This is a genomic window from Spiribacter roseus, from assembly GCF_002813635.1.
GTDB classification, from domain to species: Bacteria; Pseudomonadota; Gammaproteobacteria; order Nitrococcales; family Nitrococcaceae; genus Spiribacter; species Spiribacter roseus.
Genome location: NZ_CP016382.1, coordinates 1873502 through 1895502 on the forward strand (window position 1 = coordinate 1873502; position 22001 = coordinate 1895502).

A 22001-nucleotide genomic window follows, 5' to 3' on the forward strand; every position below is an offset into this window, starting at 1 on the left:
CGATGACTGATTTGAGCCCCAACGGTAGATCATTCCCGCCAACGGCTATTGTATGCCTGTCTCCCAATCATGGTGGTATGGAAATCAGTTCATACTCATTAGCGAGCACGTTCTCGAAACAGAGCGAAGACTGCCTGTTCATCGTCCGGCGAGGAAGCTGGCTGGAGAAAGTTGCGCAACAACTCTCGCTCGATCATGTTGCTATTGATATGCGCCAGCATTTTTCTATTCGCGGAATACGTGAAATAAGGAAGGCATTTTCTGAACATCGGACTCGCTTAGTCATATATGCTGGCTCCTCGGAAATGAGGACTCTGCGGTTCTGTATGAATAAGAACATTGAACGCTTTGTGGTGCGTCATGGCACACCGAAGAGTAACAAAAAGCGTGATCTGGTTCATAAAATGTTGTGGTCTAAAGTGACGCATCACATGGCAATCAGTGAGTCTATTAGGGCCAACGTCGCTGGGATATTTCCGGTTGGCGAGCGTCCCATATTTGTGAGCTATGTGAGTCAGGAAGAAAAACTGAAAGATCTCTCCTTGCCAAGGGAAATTGACAAGGGTAGCGGTTTAAGCCTTGCGCAGATTGCTAGAATCGAACGAGTAAAAGGCCAGTTCGACGCTTTAGAGGTTTTGAATAGACTTAGAAAATCGGGCGTCAATGCTGATCTGACGTTTTATGGCGCTGGTCGCGACCTCTCTGCGCTTGAGGAGGAGGTAAAGTTGAAAGGCCTGGATCGGTATGTGTCGTTTAAAGGACAAATAGAAGCGCCGTACCGGTGTCTGAGGCATCATCACGTTTTTTTATATCCATCTCATAGTGAAGGCTTTGGTAACTCTTTCGCAGAGGCTCTTAGCACTGGAATGCATTGCATCTGTTACAATAACACTAGTTTGCCTGAGTATAGGGCTCTCGGTTTTGATTATAAGATGGTTGAAACGGGCAATGTCGATGGTGTGGCTGGCCGGGTATTGGAGATCTGGGAAAACGTTATAAGGCCTCCTCTGGAGAATCGCGAGGTGGCGAAAAGGGTTTTCTCAGAAAAAGAAGAGTTAACCCGTATTCATCGAGCTCTTTACCAACAGAATTTGTGAGGTTTTCTTGCTTATTGTAACCGGTGGCGCTGGATTTATCGGCAGCAACCTTGTCCATGGGCTCAACGCGAGGGGTCGTGAGGACATCGTCGTCGTTGATGATCTGACAGATGGGCGGAAGTTTCTCAACATCCGGGACGCGGGCATCGCGGACTATCTGGATCAGGATGAGTTTCTGGATTGGCTTGCGGAGAGTGGCGATCACCGCGTGGACGCCGTGTTTCATCTAGGTGCCTGTTCCGACACCACCGAGTGGGACGGCCGTTACATGATGGAAAACAACTTCGAGTACTCAAAACAGGCGCTTAACCTGTGTCTGCTCTATAACGTGCCGTTCATCTATGCCTCGTCCGCTGCGGTTTATGGCGGCGACACCGACTTCAGGGAACAGATTGGCCGCGAGCGGCCGCTCAACGTCTACGGTTATTCGAAGGCGCTGTTTGACCAGTACGTCGCCAAGCTCATGCCCGAGGCCGAGAGCCAGGTCGCGGGTCTGCGGTATTTCAACGTGTACGGACCCCGCGAACAGCATAAGGGCGGCATGGCCAGTGTCGCCTACCACCACCGCCAGCAGCTGCGTGACACCGGGCGCGTCAAACTGTTCGAAGGCTGTGACGGGTACGGCGACGGTGAGCAGCGTCGGGACTTCGTCCACGTGGACGATGCCGTCGCGGTGAACCTGTGGCTATTGGATAACCCCTCGGTGAGTGGCGTGTTCAATTGCGGGACGGGGCGATCGGAGCCGTTCAATCATGTGGCCCAGGGGGTTACGGAGTACTTTGGAGAGGGCGAGGTCGAATACATTCCCTTCCCCGCTCACCTCGAAGGGCGGTATCAAAGCTATACCCAAGCCGATATCTCGAAGCTGCGTGAGGCCGGGTATTGCGGTGAATTCAGGGACGTTCGCACTGGGGTGAAGGATTATATGGCCTGGCTGGACGATGGCCATCGATGAATTCCACCGCCCGGTAGTCGGGGCATAGGGCACGGCAAGATGCGCATACTCCACGTTACGGACCGTGTCTATCCACCAGCGGCGGATGAGGGTGGTGCGCCCCAATTGCTGCTCGGTCTGGCCACCGAGCAAAAACGCCTCGGCCACGAGGTACGCGTGGGTAGTAGCGCAGAGGGCGCAGGCTCTGAGGTTGTGTACCTTAACGTGGGAACCGATTTAACGCGGACTCTGTTCGAGACTCTGTCGAAACAGAATCCGGATGTTGTTCACTTTCACGCGCTATCGGGAAGCATCCAGTCCAGATTAGGCCGTGAGTTGGGTATACCAAGCGTGTCGCATGTCCACGGTGCCAATCATGATGCGCCTCCACGGGATGTCAATGCGATTTATGTCTCTCGACGCCATGCAGCACTTCACGGTGGCAGCGTGTATGTCCATAACGGGATCGATGTCGACTCAGTCCCCTTTTTCGAGCATCCGCCTGACTCCCTCGTGTTTCTCGGCAAGGTACGGCGTTCGAAAAAGGGCGCGGATACGGCCGTGGCTGTTGCCCGACGGACGGGACGGACGCTGAAGCTCATTGGTGGCCGCAAGCTCAATATTCCCCAGAGCTGGTTGCCTTTTCAGCGGCGGGTCAAGGCGCTTGGTGTGTTGGGGGGCGAGCAGAAACTGACGGCGTTGGGTAATGCCTCGGCGCTTTTATTCCCCATAAGATGGGAGGAACCGTTCGGTCTTGTGCTCATCGAGGCCATGGCCTGCGGAACGCCGGTTATTGCCTTCGATCGCGGTGCGGTCTCGGAGATCGTTGAACATGGTGTTACCGGGTTTGTCGTTAAGGACTTCGAGGGCATGTGCGAGGCCGTTTCCCGCATTAATGAAATTGACCGGGCGGCCTGCCGGCGCCATGTCGAAGCCCATTTCTCCATCAGGCGGACCGCGGACGGTGTGATGGCGTGTTATCGCCGGGCGATTGCGGGGGAGCGGTGGTAATGGGGCCCAGCCGCATTCTTGTCACGCGCACCGATAAGCTCGGTGATTTCATGCTGACCTGGCCGGCGCTTGATCTGCTGCGGCGGGCGTTGCCGGCGGCGCATATCACGGTGCTGGTGGGCGAAGGTGCGGCGCCGATGGCTCGTGCCTGTCCCGTTGTGGATGAAGTGTTGGTGGATCGTGGGCAGCCCGTGTCCGAGCTGGCGGATGTCGTGCGGAAAGGGCGGTTTGACGCGGCGATCGTGCTGTTCAGTACCTGGCGTATCGCTCTGGCGGTGCGGCGGGCAGGCGTGCCGTATCGCCTGGCGCCGGCGACGAAGCTGGCGCAGGTGTTGTTCAACAATCGCCTGGTGCAGCGTCGGTCCCAGTCGATCAAGCCCGAGCACGCCTATAACGTCGATCTGATTCTGCGTTTTCTCGACGATCATGGGCTGTCGGTTCCTGATGCGCCGGTTGGGCCGTATCTGAGCTTTTCGCCGTCGGTGCTGGCGGAAATCTCCAGTCGTCTCGGCCACGCCTACGGCATTCCCGAGGAGGCCCTGCGGGTGATCGTCCATCCCGGCAGTGGCGGCTCGGCCAGCACTCTGCCGGCGGATGGTTTCGCGCGGCTTGTGAACCGCCTGAAAAGCACTCGCCCAGTGTTCGTGATTGTCACAGCGGGCCCGGGGGAGGAGTCGCAGGCGAGGGCAGTCCGCGACCAGATCCGCGGTCATTCGGCGGCTGTCCATGTCTCGAGCGATGGGTTGATCGAATTCGCCAGGGTGTTGGCGACGGCTGATCTCTTTTTGAGCGGCTCGACGGGGCCGCTGCATATTGCCGGCGCCATCGACGTCCCGACGGCGGCCTTTTATCCCCGCCGGCGTTCTTCCACCGCGCTGCGTTGGCAGACGACGAACCAGCCGCGGCATCGTCTGGCGTTCAGTCCCCTGGACACGGCTGGCGAGTCGGAGATGACCGCCATTGACCTCGATGCCGCCGCCTCGGCAATCAGCCAGTGCTTTCTGGAGGGGCGTCGTGACTGATTCATCGGTGCCTTTGAGGGTGCTGCATTTGTGCCTGTCCCAAAGCTGGGGAGGCCTGGAGATGTATCCCGCCCGTGTGACGCCCGAGCTCCAGCGGCAGGGCTGGGCGGTCCATGGAATGGCGCTGGCTGGCACGCGGGTGGCGGACGCATTCAAAGCGGTGGGGGTGGAGCCGTTGACGGTGGGCTCGCGGCCGGCTGCCTTGCTCCAGCTGCCGCGCATTCTGCGCTATCTGGATCGGCACGATATCCGAGTGGTCCATGCGCATAAATCGAGCGACATGCAGATCGCTGCTCTGCTCGCTCAGCGGCGTCCAGGGCTACGGCTGTTCTTTACCGATCACATGGGGGTGAAAAAGCCCAAAAAGGACCTCTATCACCGTTGGGCCTATGCCAAGGCGCGGCGCGTGTTCTCGATCAGCCAGGCGACTCAGCAATGGAATCGGGCCGCGCTGCCCGTCCCCGCCGAGCGACTGGTGCAGCTGTACTACGGCATCGATCTGCAGGCGCATGGCGCATCAATGTCGGATCAGCGCCGACGGGAGATGCGCCGCAGTCTGGGGGTTGATGATCAGGCGGTGGTTATCGCTCTGCCCGGCCGAGTCACTCGCAGCAAGGGGCACTCGGTATGGGTGGAAGCGCTCAGAAGGCTGGATGAGCAGCCAACGTTGCCGCATTGGCAGGGCGTTGTCGTGGGCGAGGCCAGTGGTGCGGATGCCCGGCCGGGTGGATTTGCGGACGAACTTCGGGCCACCGTTGAGCGCGAAGGTCTCACTCATCGTGTGGTGTTTGCCGGTTTTCGTCGAGATCTCGCCACATGCCTGCAGGCGGTGGACATTGCTTGCATCCCGTCCGAGAGGGAGGCTTTCGGGCTGTCAGTGATCGAATCGATGGCGGCGGATTGTGCGGTGGTCGGCTCGGCGTCGGGTGCTATCCCTGAGCTGATCGATCAAGACCGCGGCCGGGTCGCCGACCCGGCAGATCCCGGCGCCTGGACGGCCGCAATCGCGGAGCTCGTGGCAGACGCCGACCTGCGCGTTCGACTCGCCGCTGCCGGCCGTGAATGGGTGAACGCCCGCTTCACCCTCGCGGAGCACGTCGAGCGGTTGGTGGGTTATTACCGGGGTTGAGGTTTGGGACAGGCACAAAGTCAGGCGTCGAGGAGCGCGTGGTAGAGATCGGCGGTCTGGCGGATGGTGGCGCTGATATCAAAGCGTCGGCGGATATCGGCACGCGCATTCCGGCCCATCCTGACCCGCGCGGCAGGGTCTTGCACCAGCGCGGCGATGCGCTCGCGCAGAGCGGTCAGGTCGTCGATGGGAACCACGTAGCCGGTCTCGCCATCCCGGATCATTTCCGGTAATCCGCCGGCGGTGGACACCACGGCGGGGATACCCTGGGCCATGCCTTCGATCACTGTCTTGGTCAGGCCTTCCCGCCCCCGCGATGGAGCGGTGTTGATGTCCAGCGCGCCGATCAGTCGCGGGGCGTCAGGCCGAAAACCTGTGAAGTGGACTCGCCCCTCGAGGCGTTCGTCCGCCGCAAGGGTTTTCAGCTGGGGATCGCGCGCCTCGCCGATCAGCAGGGCGTGGACGTCGTCCGGCAGTTCGAGCATGGCGTTGAGCAGGAGATCGGCGCCTTTGACGGGCCGCATATTCGCGGCGATCCCGATTAAAGTCGCGCGCTCGGGAATCGAGAATTCCTCATTCACCTCGGCGCGCGCGGCGCGACCATCCAGCGCGTCATACCAGCTCAGATCGTGGCCCTTGTAGATGGTGACCAGCTTGTCGGCACGAACACCGCTGTCGGCAAGGTCCCGCTCGACTGCCTGAGAGACACAGATGATGCGATCAATGCGGGGGTTGAGCCATTTGATGTAACAGGTGGGGTCCCAGCGTGAGACATGACCCACGGCGCCGCGGTAGGCGATGACTTTGTTGGGCAGGCCATAGCTGGCCCAGATGAAGTTGGCGACCTGGCGATTGGCCAGTCCATGAACAATGTCAAAGCCCTCGTCTTTGATCCACCCGCGGATCTGCCGGGCCTTGGCGAAATCCGCGTTGTTTTTCAGGTCGAGTGTCCGCGTTGGCACACCCGCGCGCGCAAACGCCTCGTGGTGGGGGGATGAGGATTCAAAGGCGGCGTGCGCATCGACGCCAGCCTCGCGCAGCCCCTTGATCATCTCGACCTCGGTGATATGGCCACCGCCGGCGGCAATGAGGGCTTTGGGTGGGTGCTCCGATTTGTGCCTGTCCCTAACCATTGTTCTTGTCGCTTGTCGGGGTGGGTTTTGTGCCTGTCCCGAAGTTGCCGCCAGACTTGCGCCGCCCTCGTTCGATTTCGTAGAGGAAGGCGTATTTCAAAAACGCCGAGAACATGGAGGACCAGGCGATGATCCAGCCGCGCCAACCGTCGCGCCAGCCTTGCCGGAAGATCATCAGGCGGATGAAGCGGGCGAGAGGCGAGAAAATCATCTTGTGCCAGCGAAACGGTTTGCCGCGGGCGGCCAGCGCCTCGGCGCCGATCCGGGCGTAGTCGATGCTGCGGCGGAAGTGGTCGTCGATGTCAGCGTATGAATAGTGATGGATGTCGCCGCTGAGCCGGCCGGTCGGACCGTCCACCTCGAGCCGGTCGTGGGGGTTGTGGCCGGTCCACTGGGCGGCGCCGTTTTTCACGAGCCGAAGTCGCCACTCGGGATACCAGACATGCCTCAGCCAGTCGCCGAGGTACCAGGTGAGACGGCTTACCTCATAACCGGCTTTTTGATCCTGGTCCTGTTTTTCCAGGAGATTGCGTATGTTCGCCGCCAATTCGGGGCTGATCGGCTCATCGGCGTCGAGTGAAAGGATCCAGGGTTGATGGCAGGCGGCCAGGGCCCGGTTTTTCTGCTCGACATGCCCCGGCCAGTCGGTCTCGATGACCTGGGCGCCGTGGTCGCGGGCGATGGCGACTGTCGAGTCCGTCGATCCTGAATCAACAACGACCACCTCCGCCGGCTGCAGCGGCTCGAGGCTATCGAGCAGCCTCGGCAGGTTCGCTTCCTCGTCCTTGGTGATGATGGCGACGGACAAGGATAGTGCCTGTCCCAAAGTTTTTGCTCCCGACTCGTCGTTCAACTTAGCTCAGCCCGCGTTCGACGAGATCGCGGAAGTACGCGACGGTCGGCTGCAGGCCGTCGACCAGCGGTACTGTTGGCGTCCACTCGAGGGTCTGCTGGGCAAGACTGATGTCGGGCTGGCGCTGGCGCGGGTCGTCGGCGGGCAGCGGTGCGTGGATCATCTGGCTTTTCGCCCCGGTTTCGTCGATCACCGCACGGGCGAGCTCGCGCATGGTGAACTCGCCGGGGTTGCCGAGATTGACCGGGCCAGTCACCGCGGCATCGGTGTTCATGAGCCGGATCAGCCCTTCGACCAGGTCATCCACATAGCAGAACGAGCGGGTCTGCTCGCCGTCGCCGTAGAGCGTGATGTCCTCGCCCCGCAGCGCTTGCATGATGAAGTTCGAGACCACGCGGCCGTCATTGGGGTGCATGCGCGGGCCGTAAGTGTTGAAGATCCGCGCCACCTTGATTTCGAGGTCGTGCTCGCGGTGGTAGTCAAAGAACAGCGTCTCGGCGCAGCGTTTGCCCTCGTCGTAGCAGGCACGCGTGCCGATTGGGTTGACGTGTCCCCAATAGTCTTCGGTCTGCGGGTGGATTTCCGGGTCGCCGTAGACCTCGCTGGTGGAGGCCTGAAGGATCGGGACATTCAGCCGCTTCGCGAGTCCCAGCATGTTGATCGCGCCGTGCACGCTGGTCTTGGTGGTCTGGACCGGATCGCGCTGGTAGTGAACGGGCGAGGCCGGGCAGGCCAGGTTGAAGATGCCATCGACTTCGACGAATAACGGGAAGGTCACGTCGTGGCGCATCGCTTCGAAATGCGGGTCATCGAGCAGATGGGCGATGTTGTCGCGGCTGCCGGTCAGGTAGTTATCGACACACAGCACGGCATGACCGGCGCCGATGAGTCGGTCACACAGGTATGAGCCAATGAACCCTGCGCCGCCGGTGACGAGGTACGTTTTACGGAAGTGGTTACGAGTCGGCATGAGTAGAGCTCTCGGCTGGTTGCATCACGTGACTGGCGGTGCGGTGTGATCGATGGCCCGGATGACTTCGTCGGGCGAGATGCCGCGCAGGCAATTGAGGTGTCCCAGCGGACACTCTCGGGCAAAGCAGGGGCTGCACTCGAGGTGGTGGTAGATAATCTGCGCGTGCCCGCTAAGTGGCGGAGTATATTCAGGATCTGACGAGCCGTACAGGGCGATCACGCGGGTGGGCGTGGCGGCTGCGATGTGCATCAGCCCCGAATCGTTGGTGACCACCGCGGTGCTTGCAGCCAACAGATCAATGGCCTGGCTGAGGGTTGTCTGCCCAGCAAGATCGAGGGCGCCGGGCGCATCCTGCGCAATCGACCGGGTGATCTCGGCATCTTTGGCTGCGCCGAGCAGCCAGACCGCCGCGTCACGGGCCAGATAATACCGCGCCAGTGCGGCAAACGACCCGGCCGGCCAGCGCTTAGCCGGACCGTATTCGGCGCCGGGGCAGAGGGTGATGATCGTGCCTGTCCCAAACCGCGGCGCGATCTCCAGGTCCTCGAGCGTGCGCTTTTGCTGCGTGGCGGTGCTGGTGAGTGCGGGGGTGGGTTGGGTCGTGCCCGGTTGGATTGTGCCTGTCCCAAACTTCCCGCCCTCGAAGTCGGCCAACGACACGAAGCGGTCCACTGTCCGGTAGGTGCGCTCACGGTCGAGCGGGCGGATGTCGTTGAGCAGCCCGTAGCGGTGCTCTCCCAGGTAGCCGGTTCGATGCGGTATGCGGGCGAGCCACGGCACGAGGGCCGCTTTGGCCGAGCGTGGCAGCACGATGGCCTGGCGATGGCGGAGGCGTTTTAGTGCCTGGCCCAATCTCCAACGCCTGAGCAGCCCCAGTTCGCCGTGGGCCACCGGCAGTGTCAGGGTGTGGCGCACTTCGGGCATGCGCTCGAGTAGTGCCTGTCCCCAAGTGGGTGCGATCACGTCAATCGGGCGTTCGGGGGATTGCTGCCGAAGGGTTTTGAAAAGGCTCTGCGCCATGACCATGTCGCCGACCCAGCCGGGGCCCACCACCAGCACGGCGTCATCCCGCTGGTTGCTCATGAGCGATCCCCACGCCGGTTATGCGGTTTTTGCAGGGCGTCGGCATAGGCGGGGCGCTCGTCCGGTGGGGGGTGCTTGAAGCGCCGGTGGAGCCAGAGGTACTGCTCGGGGTGGGCACGAATCCCGCGCTCCAGCACGGCGTTCATCCATTGGGCGTCGGTGCGGTCGTTGCCGGTGGGGAACCCGTCCATTGCCGGGCCCAGCGAGACGGTGTAGCCATCGCCGGTCGTGTTGACGTGGAAGAACATCGGCACGACCCGGGCGTTGGTCATGCGGCAAAGGCGCATCAGTCCGGTGGTCGTGGGTGTGCGCACGCCCATGAAGGGGACGAATTCGCTGTTCTGCGTGCCGTAGTCCTGATCGCCGGCGTACCAGACAGGGATGCCCTTTTTCAGGGTCCGGACAATCTGGCGAAGATCGGTCCGCGGCAGCACGCCCTCCAGGGTGCGTGAGCGGCTGCGGAGCATCGCCTGATCCATCAGCGGTTTTTTGCGCATCGGCTTGTAGATGACAGCCATGCGAATACGCGGGCCGATCAGCCGTGCCGCGAGTTCAACGCACAGGAAATGACCCGAGAGCAGGATCACCGGCCTCCCGTCGGACTGCGCGGCCTGCAGATGCGCCAGCCCATCGACCTGGCAGGGGATCTGGTCCACTGCGCGTCCGCCAAACCAGGCGAGTGCGGTCTCGGCGACCGCACGACCGGTGTAGCGGAGGTTGGCTCGAATGACCTGCTCGCGTTGTGCCTGTCCCCATTCAGGAAAGCACAGCTCAAGGTTTCGGTTCGCGACGTGGCGGCGCTGGGTCGGCAGTCGATTGAACAGGCCACCGAGGGTTTCGCCTAATTTAAATGCAATGCGCGGCGGCAGTCTGCCGAGGCTCCAGAACACGGCAAGGGTCAGTCGCTGGCTGATTCGGTTGCGCATCGTGGGCGCAGGCGGGCTGGCATCGGTCACGTCAGGGGGAGCTCTGATCGGCTGTTGGCGCGTGCTTGAGCGCGGTGGCTGCTAGAATCTGCGTCATGGTTCACACAATCTACCGCCTCGAGGGTTTCGATGCAGCTTGAATTGCCGGATTTTGAGGCCGCCCGGGTGCTCGTGGTCGGTGATGTAATGCTTGACCGCTACTGGCACGGCCCGACCCGTCGTATCTCGCCTGAGGCGCCGGTGCCGGTGTTGCGCGTGGATGGCGAGGACATGCGACCGGGCGGCGCGGCCAACGTCGCCATGAATCTTGGTGCACTGGGCGTTCAGGTGCGAATCATCGGGCTCATCGGGGATGACGACCACGGTCGGCTTCTCGAGGCCTCGCTGCAGGCCGGCGGCGTCGAGCCGATGCTCAAGCGTGTCGATACTCACCCCACGATCTGCAAGCTACGCGTGCTCAGCCAGCGACAACAGCTCATGCGGCTTGATTTCGAGCGGCCATTCACGGCCTCGGAAACCGACGGCCTGACCGATCTGTTCAGATCCGCGCTCGCGGATACCGATGTCGTCATCGTCTCCGACTATGCCAAGGGCACGCTCTCGCACGTCGAGGCGCTGATCGCTGAAGCGCGGAACGTGCCTGTCCCAATCCTCGTCGACCCCAAAGGCACGGACTGGCAGCGCTACGCCGGCGCCACACTGCTCACCCCCAACCTTGGCGAATTCCGGCAGTACCAGGACAGGCACGGTGCCGGTCGGCCGGCTCGGGGGGATGAGGTTTGGGACAGGCACTTTCTTGAGACGGTCGTCTCGCCGGTGCTGGATGATCTGTCAATCGCGGGAATGCTGGTGACGCGCGGCGAGGCCGGGATGAGCCTGCTGCGCTCCGACGCGCAGCCATTCCACCTGCCGGCTCATGCCCAGGAGGTTTTTGATGTGACCGGCGCGGGCGATACGGTGATCGCCTTGCTGTCGGCGTCGCTGGCCGCGGGGTCCGATTTTCATCAGGCGACCGCGATCGCCAACTTTGCGGCCTCGCTGGTCGTGGCCAAGGTGGGTACGGCGTCAGTGACCGTGCCGGAGCTGGAGGCTGCGATCGGGCAGTCACCGCGGGATCATCCAGTCACCGACCCGCAGACGCTGCTGAAAATCCTCGAGCCGCTGCGCGAGCGCGGTGAGCGCATTGTCATGACCAACGGCTGCTTCGATCTTCTACACGCGGGGCACGTCCATTATCTGGGACAGGCGCGGGCGCGGGGCGACCGCCTGATCGTCGCCGTCAATGACGACGAATCCGTGAGACGTCTCAAAGGGGCGGGCCGTCCGGTAATGCCTCTGGCGCAGCGCATGGCGGTCCTCTCGGCGTTGGCGGCGGTTGACTGGGTCATCCCGTTTGCGGATGACACCCCCGCGAAGCTGATCGAAACGCTGCTGCCCGATGTGCTGGTCAAGGGTGGTGATTATCGACCGGAGGCGATTGCCGGCTACGACGCCGTCACTGCGGCAGGTGGCGAGGTGGAAGTGCTTGATTTTGTGGACGGCGAATCCACCAGCTCAATCATTGAGCGCATTCAGGGGGCTGACTCGTAGGCCTCGAGCAATCGCGGCCAGCCCCGCTCAAACGCTTCCGTCAGCCCGGGCTCTTGGTCGAGCGAGCGTTTCAATCGCGCCAGGCTCCGGGTTTTCAGGCGAGCGTTGGCATGCAGGTGCCCTCGGTCCCAATCGATCAACCAGACCTCATGGCTCTCATCGATCAGTATGTTGCGAACATTCAGATCCGGGTGATGCGCATTCGCATCATGAAAGCCGCGCACCACCCGCCCGATCTTCGCCCAAATCGCCGTCGAAGCGTCGTCAGCCACCCGATCGGCCATCGACCGAGCGCCTGGGATCCGTTCGGTAAGGATGTCCGCCGTGTAGGTCATCGTCTGTCGCTGAACGCGTCCTAAGAACGGGACAGGCACAAAAAAATTCAGTGCTCGCAACCGCGCCATCACCGCCAGCTCCCGCCACGGACGGCTCCGCGAGAGTCCCGTCCAGATAAATCGGTCGTCGCTCAAGTGACGGGGCAGGCCGCCACGGCGGTAGTGACGGAGAACCAGGTGCTTACCGTGGGCACGCAGGAAGTAGGCCTGGGCGCGACCGGTGGCCTGACCGTCGAGCAAGCCCTGGGCCCGCAGCGCGTCAACATCGAACAGTTGAGGGGAATGGCTGGCGGGCGAGGCCGGATCTGGGCTGATAAAGTACTCATCATCCTTTTGTCGGACGCTTATATGCCCCATTACCGTCCAAACCCGGCTGAACCGCTGCCAGAACGGTTGTGTCTGTTTCGTCTCTCAGCGATTGGCGATTGCTGCAATATCGTTCCTGTTGTCCGCACGCTCCAGACCCAGCTGCCGGATACGCAGCTCACCTGGGTGATGGGCAAAGTGGAAGCCAGTCTACTGGGTGATCTGGATGGCGTGGAAGTCATTGCGCACGACAAAAACAACGGGACAGGCACATTGCGGCGCCAGCTTGGCGCCCGCAGATTCGATGCCTTGTTGCTGATGCAGGTCGCGTTGCGGGCGGGCCGGGCTTCGAGAGCTGTCCGTGCGCCGCTACGCGTGGGGTTTGATCGCGCTCGGGCGCGGGACGGTCATGGCCTTTTCATCAATCGTCGGATTCCCGCATCACCGCCCGGTCATGTCACTGAGGGGTTTTTCGGTTTCTGTGAAGCACTCGGGGTCCGAGATCGGACGCTGAAATGGGACATTCCGATCCCGCAGGGGGCGAAGGACGAGGTTAATCGGTTGGTCGCAGGGACGCCGCTGCTGGTGATCAGCCCCTGTAGCAGTGAGCGCTTTCGCAACTTCCGCAACTGGCCGGCCGAGCATTACGCCGAGGTTGCTCGGCATGCCGCCCTACACCATGGCCTGCAGGTCGTTCTCACCGGCGGGCACAGCGAGCTCGAGCACGCCTATGCAGAGCGTATCGAGCGGGCGCTGGCGGGCAGCAACAACGTGCCTGTCCCAAACCTCGTGAACCTGGTCGGTCGCACCAACCTGAAAACCCTGTTCGCCCTCATCCAGCGCGCAACGGTGGTGATTGCTCCCGACTCGGGGCCGGTGCATATGGCGGTGGCGGCGGGGACGCCGGCTATCGGGCTCTACGCGACGTCCAACCCGGATCGCACCGGACCAGTGCTGGGCCGAAAGTGGGTGGTCAACGCCTATCCGGCCGCTGTTCAGCGCTTTCTCAAGCGATCGGTTGAAACAGTCCGCTGGGGCCGGCGTGTGCGCGATCCCGATGCCATGTCGCTGATCACCCCGGCGATGGTGGTCGAGCGTCTGGATCAATTAATGGCGACGCCCGCCGATGAGCGGTTGCGCGAATGAACCTAGCTGCCTATCGCCTGATATCCCGAGCGCTTTCGCCGGCTTATCGCGTCTATCTGTGGCGTCTGGGGCGGAAAAATATCGCTTTTAAAAACGGTCGGGAGCAGCGCTGGGGCCGCTTTGGCAGTCACCCGCCAAAGGCCGGAGTCATCTGGGTGCATGCCGCTTCGGTGGGGGAAGTGCGGGCGGCGCACAGCCTGATTGATCGGTTGGTGTTCGACGGGCGCTCTCTCTATATCACCACCAATACGCCAACGGGGTTGGAAACCCTGGCGCGGCGCTATCGGGGGACCGTCGAGTACGGGTATGCCCCGGTGGATGTCCCCGGGGCTGTCGAGCGATTTGTGGACGCGCTTTCACCGGCGGCTGCCGTGTTTATCGAACTTGAGATCTGGCCGAATCGTCTCGATACACTTGCCCGGCGGAGCGTCTCCGTGGCGCTGATCAATGCCCGCCTGAGCGCCGCAAGTCTCAAGCGATATCAGCGACTGGGTGCCCTGATCAAGCAGTCGCTCCGGGGGCTCACCTGCCTGTGCGCACAGACCGAGGAGGACGCCCAGCGGTTCAGTGAATTACTAGGGAGTGATGGGCCGGATAACGTGCGGCCGGATAACGTGCCTGTCCCAAAGCGGCATATCCACATCACCGGCAATCTCAAGTTCGATCAGCCAGTCGATGCCCGTCAGGCGGAGGCCGGCATTCGGCTCAGGGCCTTTATAGGTGAGGAGCGCCCGGTCTGGGTGGCCGCCAGTATCCGGCAGGGAGAGTCCGAGCTAATCCGACAAGCCCATCAGATGGTGCTTGAAGCCTTTCCTGATGCGCTTTTGATCGCCGTGCCCCGCCATCCCGAGCGCTTCCAGTGGCCGGCTGATGGTGCAGACGGGTCCGGAGAAGTTTGGGACAGGCACGTTCTCAACGCATCAGATCTCAACGATTCCATCGCTCTGGACCGCTCCACGAGGGTCTTGCTCGGCGACACCATGGGTGAGATGACCCGATATCTATCCGCGGGGGATCTGGCATTTGTTGGGGGAAGTCTGGTGCCCGTCGGGGGACACAACCCGCTTGAACCCGCCGCGCTCGGTAAGCCGATCCTGATGGGGCCTTTCGTGACCAACTGCCAGCAGATCGATGCGCTGCTAGGCCGTTGCGCGGGGCGGATCAGAGTCGAGACCGCCGCCGACCTGGCCCAGTCGGTGACGATGCTGCTTCGGGACAGGCACTTTCTCGAGCAAACCGGCCGCAATGCCCAGACGCTCATCGAAGCCCACCGCGGGGCCAGTGAGCGGACGTTGGATATCCTCGAGCGGTGCGTTCTGCCGCCGCTCAGGACTCCCCGAGCAGATCATTGACCCGCTCGAGATCAGCTTCGGTCAACGTCCCGGCGGCCTGCCGTAAACGCAGGGTGTTCACCAGATACGCGTTGCGCGCCTGCTCGTAATCGCGCTCGGCGTTGAACAGCTCGCGCTGCGCGTTGAGTACATCGACAATGGTCCGAGTACCAACCTCAAAACCCGCTTCCGTGGCCTCCAGCGCAGACCGAGTCGAAACACGGGCCTGATCAAGTGCCCGCACCCGCTCCAGCGCTGTTTGAACGCCCCGGTATGCATCAGCCGCGTTGCGGCCGACTGTCCGGCGCGTTTCCTCCAGCGCCTCGCGCGCTTCGGTATACCGGAACTGCGCTTCACGGACATTGGAGGATACTTCGCCGCCCTGATAGAGCGGGAAGTTGAGCTCAACACCCGCACTCAGCTGGTTGGTTTCACGCTCGATACCATCGTTGTTGTAGTTGCGCGAGCGGTTGTATCCGGCCACCAGATCGGCGGTCGGCAGGCGCCCGCCGCGCTGGACATCAACCCCTTCCATGGCGGCCTCTGCGGCAAACCGGGCAGCCGCCAGCTGGCGGTTTTCCTCTTCGGCCTGCTCACGCCAAGTGGCCGGATCCTCGGGTTCGGGAGCGGTAAGCGAGACTTCAGCCCGCACGGCATCGAGCTGTTCCGGGGCGCGGTCGGTGAGTTCGCGCAGCTCCTCTCGCCGGCTCTCGAGATCGTCTTCGGCCTGCAGCCGCTCCGCCTGGGCCAGATCGGCTCTCGCTCGGGCTTCTTCGACATCAGTGCGGGCGATCACTCCCACCTCGAAGCGCTGCTCGGCCTGATCGAGCTGACGTCGGATCGCGTCGAGGTTCGCTTCCGCCGCGTCCAGCGCCTCGCGGGCGTCGAGCACTGCGAAGTAGCGCTCAGCCACGCGCAGGATAAGTTCCTGCCGGGCAAAATCGAACTCGGCCCGCGCCTGACTGACCTGAGCGTCCGCTCGATCGACAGCCTGGCTCTGTGAGTAGCGATACAGCGGCTGGGTCAGCGATACCCCGTAGGTAAGCTGTTGGAACTGATCGTCGGTCTTCCGATTATCGATCGCATCGTAGGTCGAGCTCAGCGCGACGTCCGGTTTCAGTCCGGCCTGTGCCTGTGGCAGCAGCTCCTCTCTGGCGTTGCGATCTGCGATTGCCTGCTGAAACTGCGGGTCGCTGGTGCGCGCCTGCTCGTAGATGCTCGTCAGGCTCTCGGCGTTCGCCAGGTTCGGGACAGCCACAAAAATGGCCGCCGCAAAAAGGACCGTCCGCGCCGGCGTCTGTCTGGGGTCACGCATTGCGTAATAACCTGCTTGATCAGTATTTCGGTAAATCGGGGTCAACGGAATGGCACCAGGCGTCGATCCCGCCGCTTAGGTTGAAGACTCGTGAGTGCACATTTTGTTCAAGCCACTGGGCCACTTGAGCGCTTCTGACGCCATGGTGGCAAATCACGACGATGTCCTGGTCCGCCGGGACTCGCTCAGCAAGGCTTGGGTCAATGCCGCTCATGGGCTCGAACATACTGCCCTCGAGGTGGTTGATCCGCGTTTCCCAATCCTCGCGGACATCGAGCAGCACGAAACGTGCCTGTTTCGTTGTCAGTTGCTCGTGCAATTCCCTAGGTGTAATCGTCAGCAAAGCATTGATCCGTTGCGGTCCCGGTCAGACCGCGAAACTGCGTGTGACGGGGGCTCCGACCAGCGCCGGCGCACTTGTGTCAAACAGACTCTCACGTGCCCATTGGTCCTCGCCGACGCGCGTGATCAGAACGGCTTCCATGATGGGGGGCTGTCCCACAATCAGACACAATCGCCCGCCCTGGGTCAGGCTGCGATGGAATCCCTGATGGAGTTCCGGCAGTGAGCCGGTAACCGCAATGACATCGTAGCGACGGCCGTCATCCCATCCCAGCGCTGCATCCCCGGTCTCAAGGCGGTTGTTTTCGATCGCCTGCTTTTTCAGGTTGGAAGCGGCAAGCTCGGTGAATTCCGGGTAGAGATCCACACTCGTGACATCCGCCGCCATCTCCCCGAGGCAGGCAGTCAAATACCCGGTTCCAGTACCGATCTCCAGAGCCCGCTCGTTCGGCTGCGGATCAAGCGCCTGCAGCAAGCGGCCGACCACCTTGGGCTCGAGCATCACCTGGTCATGATCGATCGGCACCTGCATGTCGGCATATGCGAGGTTGGCGAACGCACTCGGCGTGAAGCGGTCGCGCGGCATCCTGTGCATCACTTCGAGCACACGCTCGTTGAGGATTTCCCACGTGCGCAGCTGCTGCTCCACCATGTTGTCTCGCGCCGTTGCGAGGTTGACGTCGGTCATCGAGTTAAACCTATTGAGTGTCGACAGGGGCTGGGGTGTCAGGGACGCGTGGCGACGGGCGGTAATGACTATTCCTCCAACGTGTCTGTCCCGAACCAGATTCTACTGAAACCCTAAGCACTTTGCTTGAATGCGACAAGTTCGGCCTGACCCCCCTCATATGGGGGATACCAATGCCTCCCTTCCGCGTGGATACTCAGAGTCGACCAGCCGCTGGGCCGATGGACTTGGCAGCAGGGACGCTGATTTATCCCCGGACTGGCGGCTGGTCACCTTCCTCCTTCTCCCCATTCGCTTGACCTGCCGCTCGTCGGACGGCTGCTGCCGTTCGGTCGCTCAGGCGCGGATTGGGCTGGTGATCGATCCATTTGTTGGCGACACTGCAGTCGTGGGCAGTCGCTGGTGACGGGGTCGAGGAAAGGACGCCAAGCACCACGGCCGGCGGCTGTTTCCACCTTTTCCATAACGCTTGCATAGACCGTCGAGGAGCAGACCAGGGATGGGGCAACCACGACGCAATCAGATTTCGCTTGAGGCAACGCCTTACTATCACCTCGTTTCCCGGTGCGTGCGCCGGCAGTTCCTCTGCGGGAAAGATTCCCTCAGCGGCCAGGACTATTCGCATCGGCGCGAGTGGATCAAGGCAAGGCTTGCCCATCTGGTTGACGTGTTCGCAATTGATCTTTGCGCCTATGCGGTGCTGTCCAACCACTATCACCTCGTGGTGCGCGTCAATGAGAGTGACGCCCGAGCCCTCAAATCCCGGGAGGTCGTTCAGCGCTGGTTACGGATCTTCAGAGGACCGGCGTGGATGCACGAGTTTGTCAGCGCGGGTGAGTCCGCGACGCCTCATCCAGCGATGCGCCTGATGATCGAGGGATATCGCTCACGCCTGATGAGTATTTCGTGGTTCATGCGCTGCCTGAACGAGCCCATCGCTCGTCGCGCTAATCATGAGGATGGTGTTACAGGCCACTTCTGGCAGGGCCGCTATCGGTCTCAGGCGCTGGCGGATGAAGGGGCGCTTCTTGCCGCCATGACCTATGTCGACCTCAACCCGCTGCGTGCGGGGATGGTGGATCGCCCGGAAGCAGGGCGTGACTGTTCGGCCGTCCAACGATTCAAGCAGGCCGCCACGGGGACCGATAAGGCCTCCGGGCCAGTCATCATGCCTTTCTCCGGTACCGATCTCGGAATGGCTGCTGGTGACCTTCCCGGAGAAAAATTTGAGTATCTGGAGTTACTCGACTGGACCGGACGTCATATGACCAAACCAGGTGTCCCAGTGATTGCCGCGGAGATGCCGCCGATAGCGGAACGGCTTGGTCTCGCGGCTCGAGGTCTGGTGGAGTTCGTAACAGGTCAGACGCGCTACCGTCAGGCAGTGCTGGGGGATGCCGTCAGGCTACCAGGCCTGGCGCGGCAGCTCGGGCGCCGCTACGTCAGGGGGTATCGCAGCGCCGCCGGTCTTTTCCTTGAGACGAGCGATAACCTCAATGCGAGCCCAGGCTAGCGCGCGGGTCGAAATCAAAGGCCTCCCTGAACGACTCAAAAGCCGCCTTCGCATCCTCCGTTTTGGCCGGCGGGTTGACGATCATGAGGCTGACATACTGATCACCGGGGGTTTTTCCGGGCATGCCCCGTCCCTTCAGCCGTAGCCGCTTCTGGCTCTGGCTTTCAGCAGGGATAGTCAGCTCAACTTTTCCGCCGAGCGTCGGTACCGCGACTGTGGCGCCCAACGCCGCCTCCCACGGTGCGACAGGAAGCACCAGATGGACATCTTTGCCATCGAGCTGGAAGTGTCGATGGGGCTTGATCAGGATCCTGATCAGAAGGTCCCCGTTCTCCCCGCCAAAAGGTGATGCTTCGCCCTGACCCTTCAGGCGTATCCTCTGCCCGTCAGTGACGCCGGCCGGGATTTTGACTTTGAGTTCGCGGCGCTGGGATTGTGCCTGTCCCGCTGCTGTGAAGCTGACCGTCCTGGTGGCCCCGCTATAGGCATCTTCAAGGTCGACTTCGAGCTCGGCGCTGACATCCCGTCCTTGCGTGCTCGCGCCTTGGTGCCTGTCCCAATCCGGCCCCCTCTGCTGACCGCGGAACTCGCCGAAGGGGTCATTGAAACCGCCCGCTGCGCCGCGGCCAAAGATACTTTCGAAAAAGTCGCTGAAGTCACCAAAGTCACCGCCGCTGCTAAATCCTGAGGTTGTCCTGGATCCAGTGCGCTGGCTGCCCGGCGGTGGTGAGTAGTCCTGGCCTGCCTGCCAGTTCTCGCCGAGCTGGTCATAGAGCTTGCGCTTTTCCGGATCCTTCAGGGCTTCGTATGCCTCGGATATGCGCTTGAACTGGGCTTCCGCGTCTGGCTCTTCGCTTACGTCCGGGTGGTATCGGCGCGCAAGCCGGCGGTATGCCTTCTTGATCTCGTCGGCCGACGCATCCCGGTTGACGCCGAGGGTTTTGTAGTAGTCCTGATACTCCATGCCTTTTTGTGCCTGTCCCAAACCTGGTATGCCCGTAGATCTTGTGTTTTCCCGGAGCAAATTCAAGGAGTAAGGCGTCCGCAGCATTGCAGCGTGACATCGATGCTGGTATAAAACACGGCTCAGTGAGCGCAGTTGCGCATCAGCTCGGTAACGGATTTCGGGAGGGCCAAATGGCCAAAGTCTGTCAGGTCACCGGCAAGCGCCCGATGACCGGAAACAACGTCTCACACGCCAACAACAAGACGCGCCGGCGCTTCCTGCCCAACCTGCGCTATCATCGGTTCTGGCTCGAGAGCGAGAGCCGTTGGGTAAGGTTGAGGATCTCCAGTAAGGGGATGCGGCTCATCGATAAACTCGGCATCGAGCAGGTTGTATCGGATCTGCGCAGCCGCGGCGAAAAGGTCTGAGGTAATCATGCGCGACAAGATCAAACTTGTATCGACCGCCGGCACGGGGCATTTCTACACTACCGACAAGAACCGTCGGAACACGCCCCATAAGCTTGAGTTCCGCAAGTACGACCCGGTGGTGCGCAAGCACGTGGTCTACAAGGAAGCCAAGATCAAATAAAAGTCTCGCAAGGCGCAGACTTCAAGGCCCGCTACAAGCGGGCTTTTTTATGCCCGATTGACCCTGAGCGGGGGCGAGCTGATGCCCGAACTACCTGAAGTCGAGACGACACGTCGGGGCCTTGAGCCACACTGTGTCGGGCGGGTCATAGAACGAGCCGTTGTCCGCGAGTCGAGGCTGCGCTGGCCGGTTCCCGCCGAGTTGGCAACGGCGATCACCGGGGCTCGGGTCTGGCAGCTGGACCGTCGTGGCAAATACCTGATCATGCGGCTCGACTCAGGTAGCGCTGTGATGCTGCATCTGGGGATGTCCGGCTACATCAGAGTGGTCCCGCCGCACACCCCGCCCCTCAAGCATGACCATGTCGACTTTCTCGTGGGGAGTGACTGCTGTCTGCGGTTTCATGATCCGAGGCGCTTTGGAAGCATCCACCTGACCGAAGAGCCCGCCGAGTCACACTCACTGCTGCGCTCACTGGGGCCTGAGCCTTTTGATGCCCGGTTTGATGGCGCCTATCTTTATGCTCAGGCCGGTAACCGACGGCTGGCAGTCAAGGCATTCATCATGGACAGCCGCATCGTCGTCGGTGTCGGGAACATCTACGCGACCGAAGCCTTGTTTCGTGCGGGGATCCACCCGGCCCGTGCGGCAGGTCGGGTGTCCCGGAAGCGCTTCGAGGGCCTCGCTGCCACAATTCGGGAAGTGCTCGCCGAGGCGATCGAGGCAGGGGGCACGACCCTTCGCGACTTCAGCCGCAGCGACGGCCAGCCGGGCTATTTTCAGCAATCTCTGGACGCTTACGGACGAGGCGGACAGCCCTGCAGGCGCTGCGGACGGACGCTGCGCACAAGCCGCCTTGGCCAGCGCGCCACTGTGTACTGCCCTGGCTGTCAACGCTGAAAGCGGTTGCCGACGAGGATTTTTGGCCTGCCATCTGCGCTGTCAGTTATTCGCGTTAAGTGCCTGTCCCAAAAAATCCATCATCGCCGCCCAAGACTTGAGGTCGGCGCTGGCGTCGTACCGCTCGCTCGCATGCCAGTCGGTGAAGGCATGGCGTGCGCCGCCGTAAATCTCCATGTCATAGGCGACACTGCCCTCATCCAGTCTTGCAGCCAGGTCAGCGACATCGCTCATGGGAGCGACCTGGTCATTGCTGCCGTGGAGGATCAGCAAGGGAGCCTGGACTTGCTCATAGGTCTGTCCATCGGGCGTTGCCAGACCGCCGTGGAAGGACACAAATCCCTCTAGATCAGCGCCGGAGCGCGCCCACTCGAGCGCCGCAGCACCTCCAAAGCAGTAACCGATCGCCACTGCAGTGTCGGCTCCGATCGCCGATTGATTATCGGCTGCATCCAGCCCTGACTCCATGAGTGCCCGCATGCGGTCGCGATCGGCGTAAAGGGCATTGGTCAGTTCGCGGCGTCGCTCAATGCTCTGCGGACGAACACCTGCGCCAAACAGGTCCACCGCAAACGCGGCGTAACCGGCCTGGGCGAGCATCTCGGCCCGCGCTTTCTCATAATCTCCAAGGCCGTCCCAGTCATGGATGATGATGACTGTCGGTTGCTCGCTGCCAAGGGCGCTGTTGTAAGCCGCATAGCCCTCGAACGCCTGCTCGCCATGACTGTAACGAACAGTCTCGGTCACGATTTCCGCTTGAGCGATTGCGGGTATCAGCACCATCACCGCTGCGGCAGTCACTGAATGAAGGATGTAACGCATGGATTTGCTCCTTCG

General features: G+C 61.8%; 23 protein-coding genes. 12 read left to right on the forward strand and 11 right to left on the reverse strand.

All coding sequences use genetic code 11. The annotated features are described in order from the left end of the window. Nucleotides 1-2: 2 nt before the first annotated feature. Genes BBH56_RS09245 through BBH56_RS09265 form a run of 5 tightly spaced genes read left to right on the forward strand, consistent with a single transcriptional unit; the run spans nucleotide 3 to nucleotide 5193 of the window. Complete coding sequence (locus BBH56_RS09245; RefSeq protein WP_148122646.1) at nucleotides 3-1097, forward strand: glycosyltransferase; 1095 nt, start codon at nucleotides 3-5, stop codon at nucleotides 1095-1097. Between the two features lie 7 nt (nucleotides 1098-1104). Continuing rightward, nucleotides 1105-2052: an ADP-glyceromanno-heptose 6-epimerase gene (rfaD, locus tag BBH56_RS09250; RefSeq protein WP_148122647.1), complete on the forward strand. Its 948-nt coding sequence runs from the start codon at nucleotides 1105-1107 to the stop codon at nucleotides 2050-2052. 39 nt (nucleotides 2053-2091) lie between these two features. Next, nucleotides 2092-3042: a glycosyltransferase gene (locus tag BBH56_RS09255; RefSeq protein WP_148122648.1), complete on the forward strand. Its 951-nt coding sequence runs from the start codon at nucleotides 2092-2094 to the stop codon at nucleotides 3040-3042. After that, nucleotides 3042-4064, forward strand: a complete 1023-nt coding sequence (locus BBH56_RS09260; RefSeq protein ID WP_148122649.1) for a glycosyltransferase family 9 protein — start codon at nucleotides 3042-3044, stop codon at nucleotides 4062-4064. The genes BBH56_RS09255 and BBH56_RS09260 overlap by 1 nt, the downstream gene beginning before the upstream one ends. Before the next feature lie 19 nt (nucleotides 4065-4083). Next, nucleotides 4084-5193, forward strand: coding sequence for a glycosyltransferase family 4 protein (locus tag BBH56_RS09265; protein ID WP_404828068.1), 1110 nt, complete (start codon nucleotides 4084-4086; stop codon nucleotides 5191-5193). 20 nt (nucleotides 5194-5213) lie between these two features. Here the strand turns inward: BBH56_RS09265 and BBH56_RS09270 are convergent, their stop codons facing one another. Genes BBH56_RS09270 through BBH56_RS09290 form a run of 5 tightly spaced genes read right to left on the reverse strand, consistent with a single transcriptional unit; the run spans nucleotide 5214 to nucleotide 10161 of the window. Further along, nucleotides 5214-6326: a glycosyltransferase family 4 protein gene (locus BBH56_RS09270; protein ID WP_148122651.1), complete on the reverse strand. Its 1113-nt coding sequence runs from the start codon at nucleotides 6324-6326 to the stop codon at nucleotides 5214-5216. Next, nucleotides 6319-7179, reverse strand: coding sequence for a glycosyltransferase family 2 protein (locus tag BBH56_RS09275; protein ID WP_198515216.1), 861 nt, complete (start codon nucleotides 7177-7179; stop codon nucleotides 6319-6321). The genes BBH56_RS09270 and BBH56_RS09275 overlap by 8 nt, the downstream gene beginning before the upstream one ends. Nucleotide 7180: 1 nt before the next feature. Further along, the gene (locus tag BBH56_RS09280) at nucleotides 7181-8149 is read right to left on the reverse strand and encodes a UDP-glucuronic acid decarboxylase family protein (RefSeq protein WP_148122653.1); all 969 of its coding nucleotides are present in this window, start codon (nucleotides 8147-8149) and stop codon (nucleotides 7181-7183) included. Nucleotides 8150-8173: 24 nt separating this feature from the next. Beyond that, nucleotides 8174-9235, reverse strand: a complete 1062-nt coding sequence (gene waaF, locus BBH56_RS09285; RefSeq protein WP_148122654.1) for a lipopolysaccharide heptosyltransferase II — start codon at nucleotides 9233-9235, stop codon at nucleotides 8174-8176. Further along, nucleotides 9232-10161 (reverse strand): lysophospholipid acyltransferase family protein, encoded by a 930-nt coding sequence (locus BBH56_RS09290; protein WP_148122655.1) that lies wholly within the window; start codon nucleotides 10159-10161, stop codon nucleotides 9232-9234. Before BBH56_RS09290 ends, waaF begins: the two co-directional genes overlap by 4 nt. Before the next feature lie 129 nt (nucleotides 10162-10290). Here BBH56_RS09290 and hldE point away from each other — a divergent pair, with 129 nt between their 5' ends. Beyond that, on the forward strand, nucleotides 10291-11751 hold the full coding sequence (gene hldE, locus BBH56_RS09295) for a bifunctional D-glycero-beta-D-manno-heptose-7-phosphate kinase/D-glycero-beta-D-manno-heptose 1-phosphate adenylyltransferase HldE (RefSeq protein ID WP_148122656.1): 1461 nt from the start codon (nucleotides 10291-10293) through the stop codon (nucleotides 11749-11751). Here hldE and BBH56_RS09300 read toward each other — a convergent pair. Next, on the reverse strand, nucleotides 11733-12443 hold the full coding sequence (locus tag BBH56_RS09300; RefSeq protein WP_148122657.1) for a 3-deoxy-D-manno-octulosonic acid kinase: 711 nt from the start codon (nucleotides 12441-12443) through the stop codon (nucleotides 11733-11735). The two genes, hldE and BBH56_RS09300, sit on opposite strands and share 19 nt — an antisense overlap. On the opposite strand from BBH56_RS09300, the gene BBH56_RS09305 reads away from it, so the two are divergent. Beyond that, nucleotides 12435-13538, forward strand: a complete 1104-nt coding sequence (locus BBH56_RS09305) for a glycosyltransferase family 9 protein (protein ID WP_148122658.1) — start codon at nucleotides 12435-12437, stop codon at nucleotides 13536-13538. The two genes, BBH56_RS09300 and BBH56_RS09305, sit on opposite strands and share 9 nt — an antisense overlap. Beyond that, nucleotides 13535-14890: a 3-deoxy-D-manno-octulosonic acid transferase gene (locus tag BBH56_RS09310; RefSeq protein ID WP_148122659.1), complete on the forward strand. Its 1356-nt coding sequence runs from the start codon at nucleotides 13535-13537 to the stop codon at nucleotides 14888-14890. The genes BBH56_RS09305 and BBH56_RS09310 overlap by 4 nt, the downstream gene beginning before the upstream one ends. Here BBH56_RS09310 and BBH56_RS09315 read toward each other — a convergent pair. The 3 genes from BBH56_RS09315 to BBH56_RS09325 are packed head-to-tail and all read right to left on the reverse strand — an operon-like array spanning nucleotide 14865 to nucleotide 17214. After that, complete coding sequence (locus BBH56_RS09315; RefSeq protein WP_148122660.1) at nucleotides 14865-16184, reverse strand: TolC family outer membrane protein; 1320 nt, start codon at nucleotides 16182-16184, stop codon at nucleotides 14865-14867. The two genes, BBH56_RS09310 and BBH56_RS09315, sit on opposite strands and share 26 nt — an antisense overlap. Nucleotides 16185-16203: 19 nt before the next feature. Further along, complete coding sequence (locus BBH56_RS09320) at nucleotides 16204-16527, reverse strand: rhodanese-like domain-containing protein (RefSeq protein WP_148122661.1); 324 nt, start codon at nucleotides 16525-16527, stop codon at nucleotides 16204-16206. A 24-nt stretch (nucleotides 16528-16551) separates the two neighbouring features. Beyond that, nucleotides 16552-17214 (reverse strand): protein-L-isoaspartate O-methyltransferase family protein, encoded by a 663-nt coding sequence (locus tag BBH56_RS09325; protein ID WP_148122662.1) that lies wholly within the window; start codon nucleotides 17212-17214, stop codon nucleotides 16552-16554. Between the two features lie 499 nt (nucleotides 17215-17713). On the opposite strand from BBH56_RS09325, the gene BBH56_RS09330 reads away from it, so the two are divergent. Continuing rightward, entirely contained in the window at nucleotides 17714-18727 is a 1014-nt protein-coding gene (locus BBH56_RS09330; protein WP_157809146.1) for a transposase, read from the forward strand. Here BBH56_RS09330 and BBH56_RS09335 read toward each other — a convergent pair. After that, nucleotides 18708-19691 carry a DnaJ C-terminal domain-containing protein gene (locus BBH56_RS09335; protein ID WP_148122664.1) on the reverse strand — a complete coding sequence of 328 codons (984 nt, stop codon included), beginning with the start codon at nucleotides 19689-19691 and terminating at the stop codon, nucleotides 18708-18710. The two genes, BBH56_RS09330 and BBH56_RS09335, sit on opposite strands and share 20 nt — an antisense overlap. 173 nt (nucleotides 19692-19864) lie before the next feature. Between BBH56_RS09335 and rpmB the strand changes: the two genes are divergently transcribed. From rpmB to mutM, 3 genes are all read left to right on the forward strand, one after another. Continuing rightward, a complete protein-coding gene (gene rpmB, locus BBH56_RS09340) occupies nucleotides 19865-20101 on the forward strand; it encodes a 50S ribosomal protein L28 (protein WP_110882317.1) in 237 nt (78 codons plus the stop codon). A 7-nt stretch (nucleotides 20102-20108) separates the two neighbouring features. Next, nucleotides 20109-20264 (forward strand): 50S ribosomal protein L33, encoded by a 156-nt coding sequence (gene rpmG / locus BBH56_RS09345; protein ID WP_110882318.1) that lies wholly within the window; start codon nucleotides 20109-20111, stop codon nucleotides 20262-20264. A gap of 81 nt (nucleotides 20265-20345) precedes the next feature. Beyond that, nucleotides 20346-21164, forward strand: coding sequence for a bifunctional DNA-formamidopyrimidine glycosylase/DNA-(apurinic or apyrimidinic site) lyase (mutM, locus tag BBH56_RS09350; protein WP_148122665.1), 819 nt, complete (start codon nucleotides 20346-20348; stop codon nucleotides 21162-21164). 42 nt (nucleotides 21165-21206) lie between these two features. On the opposite strand, the gene BBH56_RS09355 is transcribed toward mutM, so the two are convergent. Continuing rightward, nucleotides 21207-21986, reverse strand: a complete 780-nt coding sequence (locus tag BBH56_RS09355) for a dienelactone hydrolase family protein (protein WP_148122666.1) — start codon at nucleotides 21984-21986, stop codon at nucleotides 21207-21209. Between the last annotated feature and the right edge of the window lie 15 nt (nucleotides 21987-22001).

Excerpts from the sequence above, each read along its gene's own strand:
- mutM (WP_148122665.1), top strand. The coding sequence starts at position 20,346 with ATGCCCGAACTACCTGAAGTCGAGACGACACGTCGGGGCCTTGAGCCA.
- BBH56_RS09255 (WP_148122648.1), top strand. The coding sequence starts at position 2,092 with ATGCGCATACTCCACGTTACGGACCGTGTCTATCCACCAGCGGCGGAT.
- BBH56_RS09355 (WP_148122666.1), bottom strand. The coding sequence starts at position 21,986 with ATGCGTTACATCCTTCATTCAGTGACTGCCGCAGCGGTGATGGTGCTG.
- BBH56_RS09290 (WP_148122655.1), bottom strand. The coding sequence starts at position 10,161 with ATGCGCAACCGAATCAGCCAGCGACTGACCCTTGCCGTGTTCTGGAGC.
- rpmG (WP_110882318.1), top strand. The coding sequence starts at position 20,109 with ATGCGCGACAAGATCAAACTTGTATCGACCGCCGGCACGGGGCATTTC.
- BBH56_RS09310 (WP_148122659.1), top strand. The coding sequence starts at position 13,535 with ATGAACCTAGCTGCCTATCGCCTGATATCCCGAGCGCTTTCGCCGGCT.
- BBH56_RS09335 (WP_148122664.1), bottom strand. The coding sequence starts at position 19,691 with ATGGAGTATCAGGACTACTACAAAACCCTCGGCGTCAACCGGGATGCG.
- BBH56_RS09330 (WP_157809146.1), top strand. The coding sequence starts at position 17,714 with ATGGGGCAACCACGACGCAATCAGATTTCGCTTGAGGCAACGCCTTAC.
- BBH56_RS09305 (WP_148122658.1), top strand. The coding sequence starts at position 12,435 with ATGCCCCATTACCGTCCAAACCCGGCTGAACCGCTGCCAGAACGGTTG.
- BBH56_RS09270 (WP_148122651.1), bottom strand. The coding sequence starts at position 6,326 with ATGGTTAGGGACAGGCACAAATCGGAGCACCCACCCAAAGCCCTCATT.
- BBH56_RS09260 (WP_148122649.1), top strand. The coding sequence starts at position 3,042 with ATGGGGCCCAGCCGCATTCTTGTCACGCGCACCGATAAGCTCGGTGAT.
- BBH56_RS09325 (WP_148122662.1), bottom strand. The coding sequence starts at position 17,214 with ATGACCGACGTCAACCTCGCAACGGCGCGAGACAACATGGTGGAGCAG.
- BBH56_RS09280 (WP_148122653.1), bottom strand. The coding sequence starts at position 8,149 with ATGCCGACTCGTAACCACTTCCGTAAAACGTACCTCGTCACCGGCGGC.
- BBH56_RS09300 (WP_148122657.1), bottom strand. The coding sequence starts at position 12,443 with ATGGGGCATATAAGCGTCCGACAAAAGGATGATGAGTACTTTATCAGC.
- rpmB (WP_110882317.1), top strand. The coding sequence starts at position 19,865 with ATGGCCAAAGTCTGTCAGGTCACCGGCAAGCGCCCGATGACCGGAAAC.
- BBH56_RS09315 (WP_148122660.1), bottom strand. The coding sequence starts at position 16,184 with ATGCGTGACCCCAGACAGACGCCGGCGCGGACGGTCCTTTTTGCGGCG.
- hldE (WP_148122656.1), top strand. The coding sequence starts at position 10,291 with ATGCAGCTTGAATTGCCGGATTTTGAGGCCGCCCGGGTGCTCGTGGTC.
- waaF (WP_148122654.1), bottom strand. The coding sequence starts at position 9,235 with ATGAGCAACCAGCGGGATGACGCCGTGCTGGTGGTGGGCCCCGGCTGG.
- BBH56_RS09245 (WP_148122646.1), top strand. The coding sequence starts at position 3 with ATGACTGATTTGAGCCCCAACGGTAGATCATTCCCGCCAACGGCTATT.